The following is an 18,473-nucleotide window of genomic DNA, read 5'->3' on the forward strand; positions in this document are numbered from 1 at the left end:
GGGGGTCAGCCCTCGCCCAGGGCCAGGCGGACCAGGTCGTCGGCGCTCATGGTGTCGAGCGCGCTCCCGCCGTCCGGCAGGTCGGTGCCGTCGGTACCGGCGGCGCCGTGCACGGCTTCCCCGGGGGCGTCCTGTGCCGGGACGTCGGGTACGAGCGCGGCCCGCAGCCGGTCCGCGAGGGCGCCCGGGGTCGGGTGGTCGAAGATGAGCGTGGGCGGCAGCTTGACGCCGGTCGCGGCCGTCAGGCGGTTGCGCAGCTCGACCGCGGTCAGGGAGTCGAAGCCCAGGTCCTGGAACCGGCCGTCGGCCGGCACCCGGTCACGGCTCGCATGGCCCAGTACGGCCGCCACTTCGACCCGTACCGCCTCGAGCAGGAGATGACGGTGCTCCCGCCGGGGCGCCCGGGCCAGCCGCTCGCGCAGGTCGGCCGCCGTGTCCGGGGCCGCCGCAGCGCCGCCCGCGCGGCGGCGGGCCGGGGCCAGCCCCCGCAGCAGGACCGCGACCGCCTCCGGATCGGCCGTCCGCAGGTCGAGGTGGGCGGCCGTCAGGACCGCCGCGCCGGAGGCCACGCCCGCGTCGAACAGGGCCAGGCCCTCCTCGGCGGACAGCGCCCCGATCCCGGAGCGGGCCAGACGCTTCAGGTCCGCCGCGCCCAGTTCGCCGGTCAGCGTGCTCTCCTGCGCCCACAGGCCCCAGGCCAGGGACAGGGCGGGCAGGCCCGCGGCCCGGCGCCGCTGCGCCAGGGCGTCCAGGAAGGCGTTGGCCGCCGCGTAGTTGCCCTGTCCCGCGGAGCCCAGGGTGCCCGCGAGCGAGGAGAAGAGGACGAAGGCCGACAGTTCCAGGTCCCGGGTCAGCTCGTGCAGGTGGAGGGCGGCGTCGGCCTTGGGCCGCAGCACCCCTTCCATCCGCTCCGGGGTGAGCCCGGCGAGGACGGAGTCGTCGGTCACGCCCGCGGCGTGGACCACCGCGGTCAGCGGCCGGCCGGCCGGTACGGAGGCCAGCAGGGCGGCCACGGCGGCCCGGTCGCCGGTGTCGCAGGCGGCCACGGCCACCTCGGCACCCAGCGCGGCCAGTTCGGCCGTGAACTCCTCCGCTCCCGGCGTCGCCGCGCCGCGGCGGCCGGTCAGCAGCAGCCGCCGTACCCCGTGGTGCTTCACCAGGTGCCGGGCCAGCAGCCTGCCCAGCGTGCCCAGACCGCCGGTGACCAGGACGTGGCCGTCCGCTCCGAAGGCCGCCGGGGCGTCCTCGGCGACGGCGGGCCGGTGACCGCGCAGGGAGGGCTCCGAGATCCGCCCGGCCCGTACCGCCAGCTGCGGCTCCTGCGAGGCCAGGGCCGGCACGAGAGCGCGTACGGACTCGGGCCGCCCGTCGGTGTCGACGAGCGCGAACCGGCCGGGCTGCTCCGACTGGGCGGAGCGGATCAGTCCCCAGACCGCCGCCACGGCGGGATCCGGGTACTCGGTGTCCGCGACCGCGACCGCGCCCTCGGTGAGGAAGGCGAGCCGGGAGTCCGCGAACCGCTCGTCGGCCAGCCAGCGCTGGGCCGGCGCCAAGGCCGTGAGCACGGCCCGGCCGGACCCGGCCGGGACGGCGGGCACCGGGGCCACGACCACGGAGGGCACCGGTGCGCCCCCGTCGACCGCGTCCTGCAGCCCGTCGAGGCCGGGGTAGGCCCGGACCGCCACACCGGCGGCCCGTACGGCCTCCACGACGGCGGAGTCCGCGTCGCCCAGGACGGCCCACGGGCCGGCCGGAACGGGCGCGGCCGCGCGCAGCGGGGACCATTGCAGGTCGAACAGCGCGGCCCCGTGCACCGGTCCGGCAGCCGCCGCCGGGTCCGGCCGCAGCTCGCGCACGGCGAGCGCGTCGGCGGTGAACACCGGGGCACCGGACAGGTCCGCGATCAGCAGGGAGTAGCTGTCGCCCGTGCCCCGCCGCATGCGGACCAGCAGTTCCGTGGCGCCGGACGACCGCAGGGTCACACCGCTCCACGCGAAGGGCACCAGCAGCCGGTCCCCGGCGCCGGCCCCCACGAGCGCGGTGTGCAGGGCCGCGTCCAGGGCGGCGGGGTGCAGACCGAAGCCGTCTCCGTGCGGGCCGGTGGCGCTCGCGGGGAGCACCACCTCCGCGTAGAGGTCGTTCCCTCGGCTCCACACGGTCCGCAGTCCCTGGAAGGCGGGGCCGTAGGTGTATCCGCGTTCGGCGAGGCGGGCGTAGAGGTCGCCGACGGGTATCTCGGTGGCTCCCTGCGGCGGCCAGACCGCCAGGTCGGCCGCGTCGTCGGGCACTGCGGAGGCCTCGTCGGACAGCAGCCCGGAGGCGTGCCGGACCCATGCCGCTCCCGGCGTCCCCTCGGGTCGCGAGTGGAGCGCGAGGGTGCGCGTCCCGTCGGGCCCGGGGGCGCCCACCATCAGCTGGACGGTGACGGGCTCGTCCAGCGGCAGCGGCTGTTCGAGGGTGAGCTCGGCGACCTGCGCCGCGCCCGCCCGCCGCGCCGCGTACAGGGCGAGTTCCGCGACGGCCGCGCCGGGCAGCAGCGGCCGGCCCAGGATGGCGTGCTCCGCCAGCCACGGGTGCGCGACGGCGTCGAGCGTGCCGGTGAACAGCCAGCCCTGGCCCGCCGCGAGTTCGACCGTCCGGTCCAGCAGGGGGTGCCCGCCGGCCCGTCTCGGCGCCGCCGGGGCGGCCGGAGCGCTCAGCCAGTAGCTGTCGCGCTGGTAGGGGTACGTGGGCAGGGCGACGGCCCGGCCACCGGGCAGGAACCCGCCCCACTCGATGTCCGCGCCGCGTACGTAGGCCTGGGCGAGCGCGGCCGCGAGGGTCCGGCCCTCGGGGCGGCCCTTGCGCAGCAGCGGGGCCGCGGTGACCGGCTCCCGGGTCTCCCGTTCCCCGGAGGCCAGGATCGTCCGGGTCATGGCGGCGAGCACGCCGTCCGGACCCAACTCCAGGTAGGTGGTGACGTTGTGGTCCTGGAGGTATTGGATGCCGTCGTGGAAGCGGACGGTGTGGCGGAGGTGTCGGACCCAGTAGTCGGGGTTGGTGAGTTCTTCGGTGGTGGCCAGGCGTCCGGTGAGGTTGGAGATGATGGGGATGGTGGGGGTGTGGTAGGTGAGGGTGGCGGCGGTGGTGTGGAAGTCGTCGAGGATGCCGTCCATGTGGGGTGAGTGGAAGGCGTGGCTGACGTTGAGTTGTGTGGTGCGTCGGCCGTTGTTGCGCCAGGTGGTGGCGAGTTGGTGGGCTGCGTTGTGGTCGCCGGTGATGACGGTGGATTGCGGGCCGTTGATTGCGGCGATGTCGAGGTTGCCGTGGTGGGTGGGGAGGGTGTTGAGGATTTCGGTTTCGGTGGCTTCGATGGCGATCATTGCGCCGCCGCCGGGTGCGGACTGCATCAGCCGGCCCCGCACGGCCACCAGGGTGCAGGCGTCGTCCAGGGACAGGACCCCCGCGACGTGCGCGGCGGCCAGCTCGCCCACCGAGTGGCCGAGGAGGTAGTCGGGGGTCAGCCCGTAGTGCTCCACCAGCCGGAACAGGGCGACCTCGACGGCGAACAGCGCGGGCTGCGTGTACTGCGTCCGGTTGAGGAGGGCAGCCTGCTCGCTCCCCTCGCCGGCGAGGATCAGCTCCTTGAGCGACAGACCCAGGTGGACGTCCATCCGCGCGCAGACGGCGTCGAGCGCCTCGGCGAACGCCGGGTGGGTCTCGTACAGTTCGCGGCCCATGCCGGGACGCTGACTGCCCTGACCCGTGAACAGGAACGCGAGTCCGGAGGCCCCGTTCGTCCTGCCGGAGTCCCCGGTCACCAGCTGCGGTACGGACTCGCCCCGGGCCAGCGCGTCCAGGCCCGCCAGCAGCCCCGCCGGGTCGTCGGCGAGGACGACCGCACGGTCCGGGAGCGCCGCCCGTGTGGTGGCCAGCGCGTGACCGACGTCCAGGTGCGCGAGGCCGAAGCCGCCTTCCGCGCCGGCCTCGGCGGCGAGCCGCCGCAGCTGGGCCGCCCGGGCGCGCAGGCCCTCCGTCCCGCGGCCGGAGACCACCCAGGGCAGCTGGGCGGGAGTCACCGGGTCGCGGGGCTCCATGACCTCGGTGGCGGGGGCCTGTTCGAGGACGACGTGGGCGTTGGTGCCGCTGATTCCGAAGGAGGAGACGGCGGAACGGCGCGGCCGGTCGGTCTCGGGCCACGGCGTCGCCTCGGTGAGGAGGGACACCGCGCCGCTCGACCAGTCCACGTGCGGGCTCGGCGCGTCGACGTGCAGGGTGCGCGGGAGCGTGCCGTGGCGCATGGCCGTGACCATTTTGATGACGCCGCCGACGCCGGCGGCGGCCTGGGAGTGGCCGATGTTGGACTTGAGGGAGCCGAGGTGCAGCGGACGCTCCGCGTCGCGGTCCTGGCCGTAGGTGGCGAGGATGGCCTGCGCCTCGATGGGGTCGCCGAGGGTGGTGCCGGTGCCGTGTGCCTCGACGGCGTCGACGTCGGCGGATGAGAGTCCGGAGGCGGCGAGGGCCTCGCGGATCACCCGTTCCTGGGAGGGGCCGTTGGGGGCGGTGAGTCCGTTGCTGGCGCCGTCCTGGTTGACGGCGGATCCGCGGATGACGGCGAGGATCTCGTGGCCGTTGCGGCGGGCGTCGGAGAGCCGCTCCAGGAGCAGGATGCCGACGCCCTCGCTCCACGTCGTACCGTCCGCCGAAGCCGCGAACGACTTGACCCGCCCGTCGGGCGCCAGCCCGCGCTGGCGGCTGAACTCCACGAAGGGCCGCGGAGTGGCCATGACGGTGGCGCCGCCCGCCACGGCCAGGGTGCACTCGCCCTGGCGCAGGGCCTGCGAGGCCAGGTGCAGGGCGACGAGGGAGGAGGAGCAGGCCGTGTCGACGGTGATGGCCGGGCCCTCCAGCCCGAACGTGTAGGACAGCCGCCCGGAGGCGACGCTGCCGGCACTGCCGGTGCTCAGGTAGCCCTCGTACTCCACCGGGACGGCGGACAGGCGGGAGGCGTAGTCGTCGTACATGGTGCCGACGAACACGCCGGTGCGGCTGCCGCGCAGGGTGGTCGGGTCGATGCCCGCCTGCTCGAAGCTCTCCCAGGTCGTCTCCAGCAGCAGCCGCTGCTGCGGGTCGATCGCGAACGCCTCCCGGGGAGAGACGCCGAAGAACTCGGCGTCGAACCGGTCGGCGTCGTAGAGGAACCCGCCGTGCCGGGTGTAGCTCTTGCCCGCTCGGCTGGGGTCCGGGTCGTAGAGGTCGTCGACATCCCAGTCGCGGTTGGTGGGGAAGGGGCCGATGGCGTCGGTGCCGTCGGCGACGAGCCGCCACAGGTCCTCGGGGGAGCGGGCGTCACCGGGATAGCGGCAGGCCATGCCGACGATCACGATCGGGTCGTCCTGGCCGACGCCCGAGCCGGCCGCGGCCTGCCGGACTGGCCGGGCGGCGGCCTCACCGGCGATCTTGGCGAGCTCGGCGACGACGAAGTCGGTGAGCGCACCGGGCGTGGGGTGGTCGAAGACGGCGGTCGCGGGAACCGCGACACCGCTGTCCGAGGCCAGCCTGCGGCGCAGCTCCATACCGGTGAGGGAATCCATGCCCAGCTGGATGAAGGGCCCGCTGTCGTTGACGGCGGCGGGGCCGGCGAGACCGAGTACGGCGGCGACGGTACTCCGTACGAGCTCACCGGCGGCACGCCGGCGGTCGGCCGGGGGCAGCTCGGCGGTGCGCTCGGCCCAGGAGGAACCGGTGGCCGCGGCGGCGCGCCGCCGCGGGGCACGGACCAGGGTGCGCAGCAGGGCGGGCGCGGCCCGGTCCGGGGAGCGCAGCGCCTTGAGGTCCAGCTCGATCGGCACCAGCTCCGGCCGACCGGCGGTGAGCGCGGCGTCGAAGAGCTCCATGCCCCGTTCCGGGGTCAGCGGAAGGATGCCCTTGGCCGCCCAGCGCTTGATGTCGGCCTCCGAGAACTGGGCGGCCATGCTGCCGGTACTCGTGTCCCAGAGTCCCCAGGCGAGGCTGGTGGCGGGGAGGTTGTGGTGGTGGCGGTGGTGGGCGAGGGCGTCGAGGTAGGTGTTGGCGGCGGCGTAGTTGGCTTGGCCGGGGTTTCCGATGAGTCCGGCGATGGAGGAGAAGAGGATGAAGTGGGTGAGGGGGTGGTTCTGCGTGAGTTGGTGGAGGTTCCAGGCTGCGTCGGTTTTGGGGTGGAGGACTTGGGTGACGTGGTGGGGGGTGAGGTTGTTGAGGGTGGCGTCGTTGAGGGTGCCGGCGGCGTGGATGACAGCGGTGAGGGGGTGCTGGGTGGGGATGGAGTCCAGCAGGCGGATGAGCTGGCTGCGGTCGGCGGTGTCGCAGGCGGTGATGGTGATGTGGGCGCCGGCTGCGGTGAGTTCGTTGTGGAGTTGGGTTGCGCCGGGTGCGTTGGGGCCGGTGCGGCTGGTGAGGAGGAGGTGTTTGGCGCCGTGGTGGGTGACGAGGTGGCGGGCGAGGATGTGGCCGAGTCCGCCGGTGCCGCCGGTGATGAGGATGGTGCCTTCGGGGTTGAGGGGCTTGGTCGGGTTGGGGTTGGTGGGGGTGTTTTCGAGGCGGGGGGTGTGGAGTTGGCCGTTGCGGAGGGTGAGTTGGGTGTCGGGTGTGGTGGCTGCGGTGTGAGCGGCGGCGGCCAGGCCTTGTGAGTTGTCGGTGTCGAGGTGGGTGAGGCGGCCGGGGTGTTCGTTTTGGGCGGTGCGGATGAGGCCGGTGAGGGCTGCTGCGGGGAGGTTGGGGATGTCTTCGTCGGTGGTGAGGGCGGTGGCGCCCTGGGTGAGGACGACGATGCGGGTGGAGTCGAGGGTGGTGTCGGCGAGGAGTTCCTGGAGGGTGGCCAGGGTTCCCTGGACCGCCGCATGCACCTCCTCGCTCGGCTCGGTGAGCGCGATGACACCGGGGACCGGCCCGCCTGAGGCGAGCGCCGCCCGCAGCGCGGCCGCGTCGGCGTACGTGTCGCCGGAGACGGCGGCGGCCAGACCCTGAGGGTCCGAACCCAGGACCGCCCACGGCCCGGCGGCCGACTCGGTGGCCTGCGGGACGGGCTTCCACACCAGGTGGTAGAGACCGTCGAGGCGACCGCTGTGGTCCTGCAGGTCTCCGGCCGGGCGCAGGGCGATCTCGTCGACGGTGATGACGGGCCGGCCGTCGGCGTCCGTGGCCGTGAGCGAGGCGGCGTTCGTACCGCTCGGAACCAGGTGCACCCGCAGCGCGGTCGCACCGGCGGCGTGCAGGGTGACCCCGTTGAACGAGAACGGGATGGTCAGCTCCTCGGAATCCTCGATCAGCAGTGCGTGCAGCGCGGCGTCCAGCGCGGCGGGGTGGAGGGCGAACCCGTCCCCGTCGATGGTCTCGGGGAGCGCGATCTCCGCGTACAGATCCGTGCCCCGTCTCCACGCGCTCCGCAGGCCCTGGAAGGCGGGGCCGTAGGTGTATCCGCGTTCGGCGAGGCGGGCGTAGAGGTCGCCGACGGGTATCTCGGTGGCTCCCTGCGGCGGCCAGACGGCCGCGCCGGCCGCCGGAAACGGTCCCGGGCCCGCCTCGGCGAGCACACCGGAGGCGTGCCGCGTCCACTCCTCGTCCGCCCGGCCCTCGGCGCGGGAGTGGACGGAAACGGATCGCGTACCGGACTCCTCGGCGCCGAGCGCCACCTGGAGGTGGATGCGCCCGTCCTCGGGGAGGATCAGCGGCGCCTCCAGGACGAGTTCCCGGAGCTGGTCGTAGCCGAAGCGCTCGCCCGCCGCCACGGCCATCTCGACCAGGGCGGTGCCCGGCAGCAGAACCGTTCCGGAGACCGCGTGGTCGGCGATCCACGGGTGGGTGCTCCGCGCGACGCGGCCCGTGAACAGCAGTCCCTCCCCGCCGGCGAGGCTGGTGACCGCACCGAGCAGCGGGTGCTCGGCCGGCGTCAGACCCAGACTCGCCACGTCCTCGGGCGTGGCAGGGCTGTTCAGCCAGAACCGGGCCCCCTGGAAGGCGTACGTCGGCAGCAGTACCCGCCGCGCACCGGGGAAGAGGCTCTCGACGTCCAGCGCCGCGCCCCGCACGGCCGCGTGGCCGAGAGCGACCGCGAGGGTCTGTGCCTCGGGACGGCCCTTGCGCAGGACGCCCACGGCTGACACCGCGCCCCGGGTGACCTCCTCGCCCAGGCAGCCCCGGGTCATGGCTGTGAGGACGGGGTCGGGGCCGAGCTCGATGTAGGTGGTGACGTTGTGGTGGTGGAGGTATTGGATGCCGTCGTGGAAGCGGACGGTGTGGCGGAGGTGCTGGACCCAGTAGTCGGGGTTGGTGAGTTCTTCGGTGGTGGCTGGTTGTCCGGTGAGGTTGGAGATGATGGGGATGGTGGGGGTGTGGTAGGTGAGGGTGGCGGCGGTGGTGTGGAAGTCCGCCAGGATGCCGTCCATGTGGGGTGAGTGGAAGGCGTGGCTGACGTTGAGTTGTGTGGTGCGTCGGCCGTTGTTGCGCCAGGTGGTGGCGAGTTGGTGGGCTGCGTTGTGGTCGCCGGTGATGACGGTGGAGTTCGGTCCGTTGATTGCGGCGATGTCGAGGTTGCCGTGGTGGGTGGGGAGGGTGTTGAGGATTTCGGTTTCGGTGGCTTCGATGGCGATCATTGCGCCGCCGCCGGGTGCGGACTGCATCAGCCGGCCCCGCACGGCGACGAGAAGGGCCGCATCGCTCAGGGTGAGGACGCCGGAGATGTGTGCGGCGGTGAGTTCGCCCAGGGAGTGGCCGAGGAGGTAGTCGGGGGTGAGGCCGTGGTGTTCGAGGGTGCGGTAGAGGGCGACTTCCGTGGCGAAGAGCGCTGCCTGCGTCCACATGGTCTGGTGGAGCGGTGAGGTGGTGGGGTCCTCGTCTGAGAAGAGCAGGGACTTGAGGGGAACGCTCTGCTGCAGGTGCTCGTCGAGGTGCGCGCAGACCTCGTCGAGAGCGCGGGCATAGACGGGGTGGGCTTCGTAGAGCTCGCGGCCCATGCCGGGACGCTGACTGCCCTGACCCGTGAACAGGAACGCGGTCTTGCCGCCGCCACGACCCGCCGGCGGACCGGCGATCAGCTCCGGCGCTTCCTCACCGGCGGCCAGCGCGGCGAGCGCCCGCAGAATGCCGTCCCGGTCCTCCGCGACGACGGCCGCGGAGTGAGCCAACAGTGCGGGTACGTCGGCCAGCGACCGGCCGATGCCGGGCAGTGACACCTGCGGCCGACCGTCCGGATCCGGCTGCTCCGTGCGTGCGGAGACGAAGGACAGCAGCCGGTCCGCCTGGGCCCGCAGTGCGGCCTCGGTGTGGCCCGACAGCAGCCACGGCGCCATCGGCAGGGCGGCCGGGGCATCGGTGACGGGCTTCGGCTCGGTGGCGGGGGCCTGTTCGAGGACGACGTGGGCGTTGGTGCCGCTGATGCCGAAGGAGGAGACGGCGGAACGGCGTGGCCGGTCGGTCTCGGGCCACGGGGTCGCCTCGGTGAGGAGCGACACCGCTCCCGTGCTCCAGTCCACGTGCGAGGTCGGCCGGTCGACGTGCAGGGTGCGCGGCAGCACGCCGTGGCGCATGGCCATGACCATTTTGATGACGCCGCCGACGCCGGCGGCGGCCTGGGAGTGGCCGATGTTGGACTTGAGGGAGCCGAGGTGCAGCGGACGCTCCGCGTCGCGGTCCTGGCCGTAGGTGGCGAGGATGGCCTGGGCCTCGATGGGGTCGCCGAGGGTGGTGCCGGTGCCGTGTGCCTCGACGGCGTCGACGTCCGCCGCCGACAGCCCGGAAGCAGTCAGGGCCTCGCGGATCACCCGTTCCTGGGAAGGGCCGTTCGGCGCGGTGAGTCCGTTGCTGGCGCCGTCCTGGTTGACGGCGGATCCGCGGATGACGGCGAGGACCTCGTGGCCGTTGCGGCGGGCGTCGGAGAGCCGCTCCAGGAGCAGGATGCCGACGCCCTCGCTCCAGGCGGTGCCGTCCGCCGCGTCCGCGAAGGACTTGCACCGGCCGTCCGTCGCCAGCCCGCGCTGGCGGCTGAACTCCACGAACAGATCGGGCACCGCCATCACGGTCACGCCGCCCGCGAGCGCGAGGGTGCATTCGCCCTGGCGCAGGGCCTGCGAGGCCAGGTGCAGGGCGACGAGGGAGGAGGAGCAGGCCGTGTCGACGGTGATGGCCGGGCCCTGGAGGCCCAGGGTGTACGAGACCCGGCCGGAGGCCACGCTGAGCGTGTTGCCGGTCGTACGGTAGGCCTCCACGGCCTCCGGCGCGTTGCGCAGGTGGGAGGCGTACTCGCTGTACATGGCGCCGCTGAAGACACCGGTACGGGTGCCGCGCAGGGTGGCCGGCGCGATGCCGGCGTTCTCCACCGCCTCCCAGCTGGCCTCCAGCAGCAGACGCTGCTGCGGGTCCATGGCCGCGGCCTCGCGCGGGCTGATCCCGAAGAACTCGGCGTCGAACCGGTCGGCGTCGTAGAGGAACCCGCCGTTGCGGGCGTACGAGTGGCCCGCACGGTCCGGGTCGCCGTCGAAGAGCCGGTCCAACGCCCAGCCGCGGTTGGTGGGGAAGGGGCCGATGGCGTCGGTGCCGTCGGCGACGAGCCGCCACAGGTCCTCGGGGGAGCGGGTCCCGCCCGGATAGCGGCAGGCCATGCCGACGATCACGATCGGGTCCTCGTGATCGGAGGCGCTGCGCACCGCGATCGGCCGGCCGGGACGGACCACCTCGGTCTCGCCGGCCAGCTTGGACAGCTCGCCGGTCAGGAACTCGGCGAGCGCGGCCGGGGTGGGGTGGTCGAAGACGGCCGTCGCCGGCAGCGTGACGCCGGTGACCGCCACGACCCGGCGGCGCAGCTCCAGGCCGGTCAGAGAGTCCATGCCCAGGGTCTTGAACGCGGTGTCCTCGTCGACGGCGTCGGGGCCCGACAGACCGAGCACGGCGGCGACGGTGGTCCGTACGAGCTCACCGACGGTACGTCGGCGGTCGGCGGCGGGGAGTGCGGCGGTGCGCTCGGCCCAGGAGGAGCCGCCCGCGCCGGACGCGGCGGCGGCCACGGCGCGCCGACGCGGGGTACGGACCAGGGTGCGCAGCAGGGCGGGCGCGGCCTGGTCGGGGGAGCGCAGGGTCGGCAGGTCCAGGTCGGCCGCGGCGAGCAGCGGCTCCGGCGAGACGAGGGCCGCGTCGAAGATCTCCATGCCGCGGTCGGCGGAGATCGGCAGCACGCCCTTGCGTGCCCACCGCTTGACGTCGAGCTCGCTGAGCCCGCTGGTCATCGCACTGTCCGTGTCCCAGAGTCCCCAGGCGAGGCTGGTGGCGGGGAGGTTGTGGTGGTGGCGGTGGTGGGCGAGGGCGTCGAGGTAGGTGTTGGCGGCGGCGTAGTTGGCTTGGCCGGGGTTTCCGATGAGTCCGGCGATGGAGGAGAAGAGGATGAAGTGGGTGAGGGGGTGGTTCTGAGTGAGTTGGTGGAGGTGGTGGGCGGCGTCGGTTTTGGGGTGGAGGACTTGGGTGACGTGGTGGGGGGTGAGGTTGTTGAGGGTGGCGTCGTTGAGGGTGCCGGCGGCGTGGATGACGGCGGTGAGGGGGTGCTGGGTGGGGATGGAGTCCAGCAGGCGGATGAGCTGGCTGCGGTCGGCGGTGTCGCAGGCGGTGATGGTGATGTGGGCGCCGGCTGCGGTGAGTTCGTTGTGGAGTTGGGTTGCGCCGGGTGCGTTGGGGCCGGTGCGGCTGGTGAGGAGGAGGTGTTTGGCGCCGTGGTGGGTGACGAGGTGGCGGGCGAGGATGTGGCCGAGTCCGCCGGTGCCGCCGGTGATGAGGATGGTGCCTTCGGGGTTGAGGGGTGTGGTCGGGGTGGGGTTGGGGTTGGTGTGGGTGTTTTCGAGGCGGGGGGTGTGGAGTTGGCCGTTGCGGAGGGTGAGTTGGGTGTCGGGTGTGGTGGCTGCGGTGTGAGCGGCGGCGGCCAGGTGTTCGGCGGCCTCGGTGTCGGTGTCGAGGTGGGTGAGGCGGCCGGGGTGTTCGTTTTGGGCGGTGCGGATGAGGCCGGTGAGGGCTGCTGCGGGGAGGTTGGGGATGTCTTCGTCGGTGGTGAGGGCGGTGGCGCCCCGGGTGAGGACGACGATCCGGCTGGAGTCGAGGGCGGGGTCGGCCAGTAGTTCCTGCAGGGTGGCGAGGGCGCCCTGAACCGCCGCGTGTACCTCGGTGGTTCCCTCTGACAGGGCTATGAACGACGGCAGTTGGGCGCCATCACCCAGTGCGGTCCGCAGTTCGGCGACGTCGGCGTACCTGTCTCCGGAGACGGCGGCGGCCAGGCCGTGCGGGTCCGAGCCCAGGACCGCCCAGAGCCCGGCCGTGGTCTCCACGGCCGTCTGTGGCAGGGGCTTCCAGCCCAGCCGGTGCAGCCCGGAGCGCTTGCCGGTGCTCGTGGCCGCGCGGAGGTCGCCGGCCGGCCGCAGGGTGATGGAGTCGACGGTGACGACGGGCTGCCCGTCGGGGTCGGTGGCCGTCAGCGAGGCGCTGTCGGGGCCGGAGGGAATCACGTGCACCCGCAGCGCGGTCGCACCCGTGGCGTGCAGGGTGACCCCGTTGAACGAGAACGGGATGGTCAGTTCGGTGCCGTCACCGAGCAGCATGGCGTGCAGGGCCGCGTCGAGGAGCGCCGGGTGGAGGGCGAAGGCCGTGGCGTCGGCGTGCTGGTCCTCGGGCAGGGAGACCTCCGCGAACCGCTCCTCGCCCGACTGCCAGACCCGGCTGAGGCCCTGGAAGACCGGCCCGTACTCGTAACCGCGCTCGGCGAGCCGGTCGTAGGTGTCCTCGCGGGTGACGGACCGCGCGCCCTCCGGCGGCCAGGTCCGCGTGGCGGGGACCGGGTGTTCGCCGGTGGCCAGCAGGCCGGAGGCGTGCCGTGTCCACTCCTCCTCCGCCGCGCCCTCGGGGCGCGAGTGGACGGTGACGGAGCGGGTGCCCGACTCCTCGGCGGGGCCGAGGGCGACCTGGAGGTGGATGCCGCCTTCCTCGGGGACGATCAGCGGTGCCTCCAGGACGAGTTCCCGGAGTTGGTCGTAGCCGAAGCGGTCGCCCGCGGAGACGGCCATGTCGACCAGGGCGGTGCCGGGCAGCAGGACCGTACCGACGACCGCGTGGTCGACGACCCACGGGTGGGTGCGCCGTGAGACGCGGCCCGTGAACAGCACGCCCTCGCGGTCGGCGAGGCTGGTCATCGCGCCGAGCAGCGGGTGCTCCGCGGAGGCGAGGCCGAGGCCCGACGGGTCCTCCGCCGTGACCGGGGTGTCGAGCCAGAAGCGGCTCCGCTGGAAGGCGTACGTCGGCACCTGGACCCGCCGGGCACCCGTACCGTCGAACACGGCGGACCAGTCGACGCGCACGCCGTGGCAGTGGGCCTCGCCGAGCGAGAGCAGCAGGCGTCCGGCCTCGTTCTCGTCGCGGCGCAGGGTGCCCAGGGCGGCGCCCCGCGCGCCGGCCTCGTCGAGGGCCGCCTGCACGCCGATGGTGAGCACCGGGTGCGGGCTGACCTCGATGAAGGTGTGGTGGCCGGCGGCGAGCAGCTCGCCGACCGCCTGCTCGAACTGCACCGTCTCGCGCAGGTTCTGGTACCAGTAACCGGCGCCCATCAGGCCGGTGTCGGTCAGCAGCGCGCCGGTCAGCGAGGAGTAGACGGGGACTTGGCCCGGGCGTGCCTCGATGCCGTCGAGGATCCGCGCCAACTCGCCCTCGAGTTCCTCCACATGGGCGGAGTGGGAGGCGTAGTCCACGTCCACGAGGCGGGCGCGCGCCCCCTGCTCCTTGGCCTGGGCGAGGAACTCGTCGAGGGCCTCCGGGTCGCCGGACACCACGGTCTGGGACGGTCCGTTGACCGCGGCGACCGAGATCCGGCCCTCCCAGGCGCCGATCCGCTCCCGTACCCACGCGACGGGCTGGGCCACGGACATCATGCCGCCCCGGCCCGACAGCACGATCAGCGCGCGGCTGCGCAGCGCCACGACCCGGGCCGCGTCCTCGACGCTGAGCACGCCCGCCACGCAGGCCGCGGCGATCTCGCCCTGCGAGTGGCCGACGACCGCGGCCGGTTCGACGCCCAGCGAGCGCCAGACCTCGGCCAGGGACACCATCACGGACCACAGCACGGGCTGTACGACGTCCACCCGCTCGAAGCCCGGCGCCCCCTCGGCACCGCGTACGACGTCGAGGAGCGACCAGTCCACCAGCGGCTCCAGGGCCGCCGCGCACTCGGCCATCCGGCGGGCGAACACCGGGGAGGACTCCAGCAGGCCGGCCGCCATGCCCACCCACTGCGCGCCCTGACCGGGGAAGACGAACACGGGACGGGCCGCGGGCCGGCTCTGCCCGGTCACCAGGCCGCGGTCCGTGGCGCCGTCGACCAGCGCCCGCAGGCCCTGCTCCAGGCCCGCGAGGTCCTCGGCGACGACGGTGGCCCGCCGGTCGAAGTGGGCGCGGCCGACGGCGAGGGAGTAGCCGATGTCCGCGAGGCGGTCGCCCGGCCGGTCCCGGAGCTGGTCGAGCAGCTTGCCGGCCTGGGCACGGAGCGCCTGGTCGCTCTTGGCGGAGAGGAGGAAGGGGACGGCCGCGGGCGCCCCGGCCCCGGAGGGCGCGGGCTGCGCGGCTCCTTCCTGCCCGGCCACGGCGGGTACGGGCTCCTGCTGTGCGACGGCGGAAGGTACGGGCTCCTGCTGCTCGGCCCCGGAGGGCGCGGGCTCGGCGGCCTGCTCCAGGACGAGGTGGGCGTTGGTGCCGCTGACGCCGAAGGAGGAGACGCCGGCCCGGCGGGGCCGGTCGGTCTCCGGCCACGGGGTGGCCTCGGTGAGCAGCGAGACCGCGCCGTCGGCCCAGTCCACGTGCGAGGTAGGGGTGTCCACGTGCAGGGTGCGGGGCAGCAGGCCGTTGCGGATCGCCATGACCATCTTGATGACGCCGCCCGCGCCGGCGGCGGCCTGGGTGTGCCCGATGTTCGACTTGAGCGAGCCCAGGAACAGCGGACGCTCCGCGTCGCGGTCCTGGCCGTAGGTGGCGAGGAGCGCCTGCGCCTCGATGGGGTCGCCGAGCCGGGTGCCCGTACCGTGCGCCTCGACGGCGTCGACGTCGGCGGCCGACAGCCCGGAGGCGGCGAGGGCCTCGCGGATCACCCGCTCCTGCGAGGGGCCGTTGGGGGCGCTGAGCCCGTTGCTGGCCCCGTCCTGGTTGACGGCCGATCCCCGGATGACCGCGAGGACCTCGTGTCCGTTGCGGCGGGCGTCGGAGAGCCGCTCCAGGAGCAGCATGCCGACCCCCTCGCCCCAGCCGGTGCCGTCCGCCGCCTCCGCGAAGGACTTGCAGCGCCCGTCGACCGACAGGCCGCGCTGGCGGCTGAACTCCACGAACATGCCGGGCGTCGCCATCACCGTCACACCGCCGGCGAGGGCCAGTTCGCACTCGCCGGCCCGCAGCGCCTGGGCCGCCATGTGCAGGGCCACCAGTGAGGCGGAGCACGCGGTGTCGACCGTGACGGCCGGGCCCTCCAGGCCCAGGGTGTAGGAGGCGCGGCCGGAGACCACGCTCGTGTAGGTGCCGGTCAGCAGGTATCCGCCGACGCCCTCGCCCGCCTCGTGCAGGCGCGGGCCGTAGTCCTGCGCCATGGCGCCGACGTACACGCCGGTGCCGCTGCCGCGCAGGGCGGCGGGATCGATCCCGGCCCGCTCCACGGCCTCCCACACGGTCTCCAGCACCATGCGCTGCTGCGGGTCCATGGCGGTGGCCTCGCGCGGGCTGATCCCGAAGAACTCGGCGTCGAACTGGTCGACGTCGTGCAGGAACCCGCCCTGCCGGGTGTACGAGCGGCCCGCGCGGTCGGGGTCGCCGTCGAAGAGGGTCTCCAGTGCCCAGCCGCGGTTGCCGGGGAACTCGGTGACGGCGTCCCGCTCCTCCACGAGCAGCCGCCACAGGTCCTCCGGGGAGGCCACGCCGCCCGGGAAGCGGCACGCCATGGAGACGATCGCGATGGGCTCGTCCGAGCCGGGGACCCGGCGCGCGACCGCGCGGGAGACGGGCTCGTGCGCGGAGACGACGCCCGAGAGCTCGGCGAGCCGGGCGGCCAGCTTCTCGGGGGTGGGCCGGTCGAAGAGGAGGGTGGTCGGCAGCTTCAGCCCGGTGGCGGCGGCGAGCCGGTTGCGCAGCTCCACGGCGGTCGCCGAGTCGAATCCGAGGTCCTGGAAGGAGCGGGCGGGGTCGATGTCCCCGCCCCCTCCGCGGCCGAGGACGAGGGCCGCCTCGGAGCGCACCAGGTCCATGAGGAACCTGGCCGTGCGCTCCGGGTCCCCGCCGGTCCCGAAGGGGTCGGCGGCCGCGCCGGGGGCGCTGCGCTGGAAGGCGTACGTGGGGAGGGCGACGACCGGGGCGTCCGCACGGAAGACGGGACTCCAGTCCACCGGGGCGCCGTGCGCGTACGCCTGGGCCACGGAGGACAGGAAGCGGTGCGGTCCGTCAGCGCCGCGGCGCAGCGAACCGACCACGAGAGCCGTGGAGTCGGTGGTCTCCAGGATCTGCTCGACGGGCAGGGTCATCACCGGGTGGGGGCTGATCTCGACGAAGAGGTCGTGGTCGGTGAGGCACCGGACCGAGCTCTCGAACAGCACGGGCTCGCGCAGGCTGCGGAACCAGTACGAGGCGTCCAGCGAGCGGGTGTCCAGCAGGGCGCCGGTCAGAGCGGAATAGAAGGGGATGTTCCCCTTCCGCGGTCGCAGCGGGGCCAGGACGGTGAGCAGCTCCTCGTGGATCTCGTCCATGTGCGCGCAGTGCGGCGCGTAGTCGATGGCGACCCGGCGGGCCCGCACGCCTTCGGCGGTGAACTCCTCCTGGAGGCGCTCGATCGCGTCGATGTCGCCGGCGACGGCGATCGACCGCGGCCCGTTGATGCCCGCGACGGCCAGCTTCCCGTCCCACGGCGCCAGGCGCTCCCGCACCTCGTCGAGGGGCAGCAGCACCGAGAGCATGGAACCCCGGCCCGCGAGCCGGGCCTGGGCCTTGCCCCACAGGGCGCTGGCGCGGGCGCCGTCCTCCAGGCTCAGCCCGCCCGCGACCACGGCCGCGGCGAGCTCGCCGATGCTGTGCCCGACGACCGCGGCGGGCTCGATGCCGAAGGAGCGCCAGAGGGCCGCGAGGCCGAGCGCCGTCGCGAACAGGGCGGGCTGGATGACGTCGATGCGATCCAGCGCGGGCGCGCCGGGCGCCTCGCGCAGGACCTCCTCCAGGGACCAGTCCACGTACGGGGCGAGCGCTTCGGCGGTGGCCCGGATGCTGGCGAGGTAGACGTCCGAGGTGTCGAGCAGGTCGGCGGTCATGCCGGGCCACTGCGCGCCGTGGCCGGGGAAGACGAAGACGACCCGGTCGCGTGCCGTGGCCGTGCCGCTCACGCGCCCGGAGCCGCGGCGGCCCTCGGCGAGCGCGGCCAGCTCCTCGGCGAACCCGGCCTCGGTGCCGGCCAGCAGGACCGAGCGGTGCGCGAACGCCGTGCGCGACACGGCGAGGGAGTGGCCGATGTCGGCGATGCCGGGGCGGGCGGCGCCCTCGGCGTCCGCCGTGAGCCGGGCCAGGAGCGGGCCGGCCTGCGCGCGCTCGGCGGCCGCGCTCGCTCCGGAGATCAGCCAGGGCAGGGTGGCGCCCCGGAAGGCGGCCGGGCCGGCGGAAGGTTCCTGCTCGGTACGGGGCGGCTCGGCGACCTCCACCGACCAGGCCGTGCCCTCGGCGTCGGCCTCGACGGAGGAGACGATGACCGGCTGCCCGGGGGAGGCGGGGGAGCGCAGGGCTCCGACGAGCCCGGCGGTACCGGCAGCACCGGCGGGCCCGCCCTCGGCAGGCTCGGCGGTGGGCCCGGTGCCGAGCAGGACGCCCCGTACGCGGTCGCCGTCGGCCAGGGCCCGCGCCAGGGGCTTGAGTACGAGAACGGCCCCGCCGGCGGGGCCGGCGTCGAGACCGCCCGCGAGCGCGATCCCGCTCTCGCCGGAGCGCAGGCTCGCGCACGCCAGGTGCACCGCCGTCAGGACGGACGGGGCGCCGCCGGCCACGGTCCGGGCCGGTCCGCTCAGACCGAGCACGGTGCGGACGCCCTCGGCGCGGTCCGCGTCCGGGGCGGTATCTGCCAGGGCCGCGTCTTCGCCGGCGTCTGCACCGGCAGCCGCGTCGCCGTCCGCGGCCCGGTCCTGGCCGGGCGCGCCGAGGAAGACCCCCGTGCGGGTGCCGCGCAGGGCGGCCGGCACGATGCCGGCCTCCTCCAGCGCCTCCCAGCCCAGTTCCAGCAGGAGCCGCTGCCCCGCGTCCAGCGACGCGGCCGCGTCCGGCGCGAGGCCGAAGGGGCCCGGGTCGAAGCCCTCGGAGCCCTCGGAGCCGGCTGCCCCGTCGGAGTGCGCGTCCGGGTAGCGGCAGGACAGCCCGATGACGGCAACGGGCTCCCCGGCATTCCCGGCGTCCCCGACGGGCCCGGCATCGCGGCGGGTGGTCTCGACAGACAT

The 18,473-nt window shown here is 74.3% G+C and carries 1 protein-coding gene; it reads right to left on the bottom strand.

Annotated elements, in window-relative coordinates; all coding sequences use genetic code 11:
- Nucleotides 1–5: 5 nt before the first annotated feature.
- Entirely contained in the window at nucleotides 6–18,473 is an 18,468-nt protein-coding gene (locus OG472_RS32285; RefSeq protein ID WP_405942320.1) for an SDR family NAD(P)-dependent oxidoreductase, read from the bottom strand.

The organism is Streptomyces sp. NBC_00207, assembly GCF_045160965.1.
Lineage (GTDB): Bacteria > Actinomycetota > Actinomycetes > Streptomycetales > Streptomycetaceae > Streptomyces.

Coding starts and splice junctions, on each gene's coding strand:
- OG472_RS32285 (WP_405942320.1), bottom strand. CDS start 18,473: ATGTCTGTCGAGACCACCCGCCGCGATGCCGGGCCCGTCGGGGACGCC.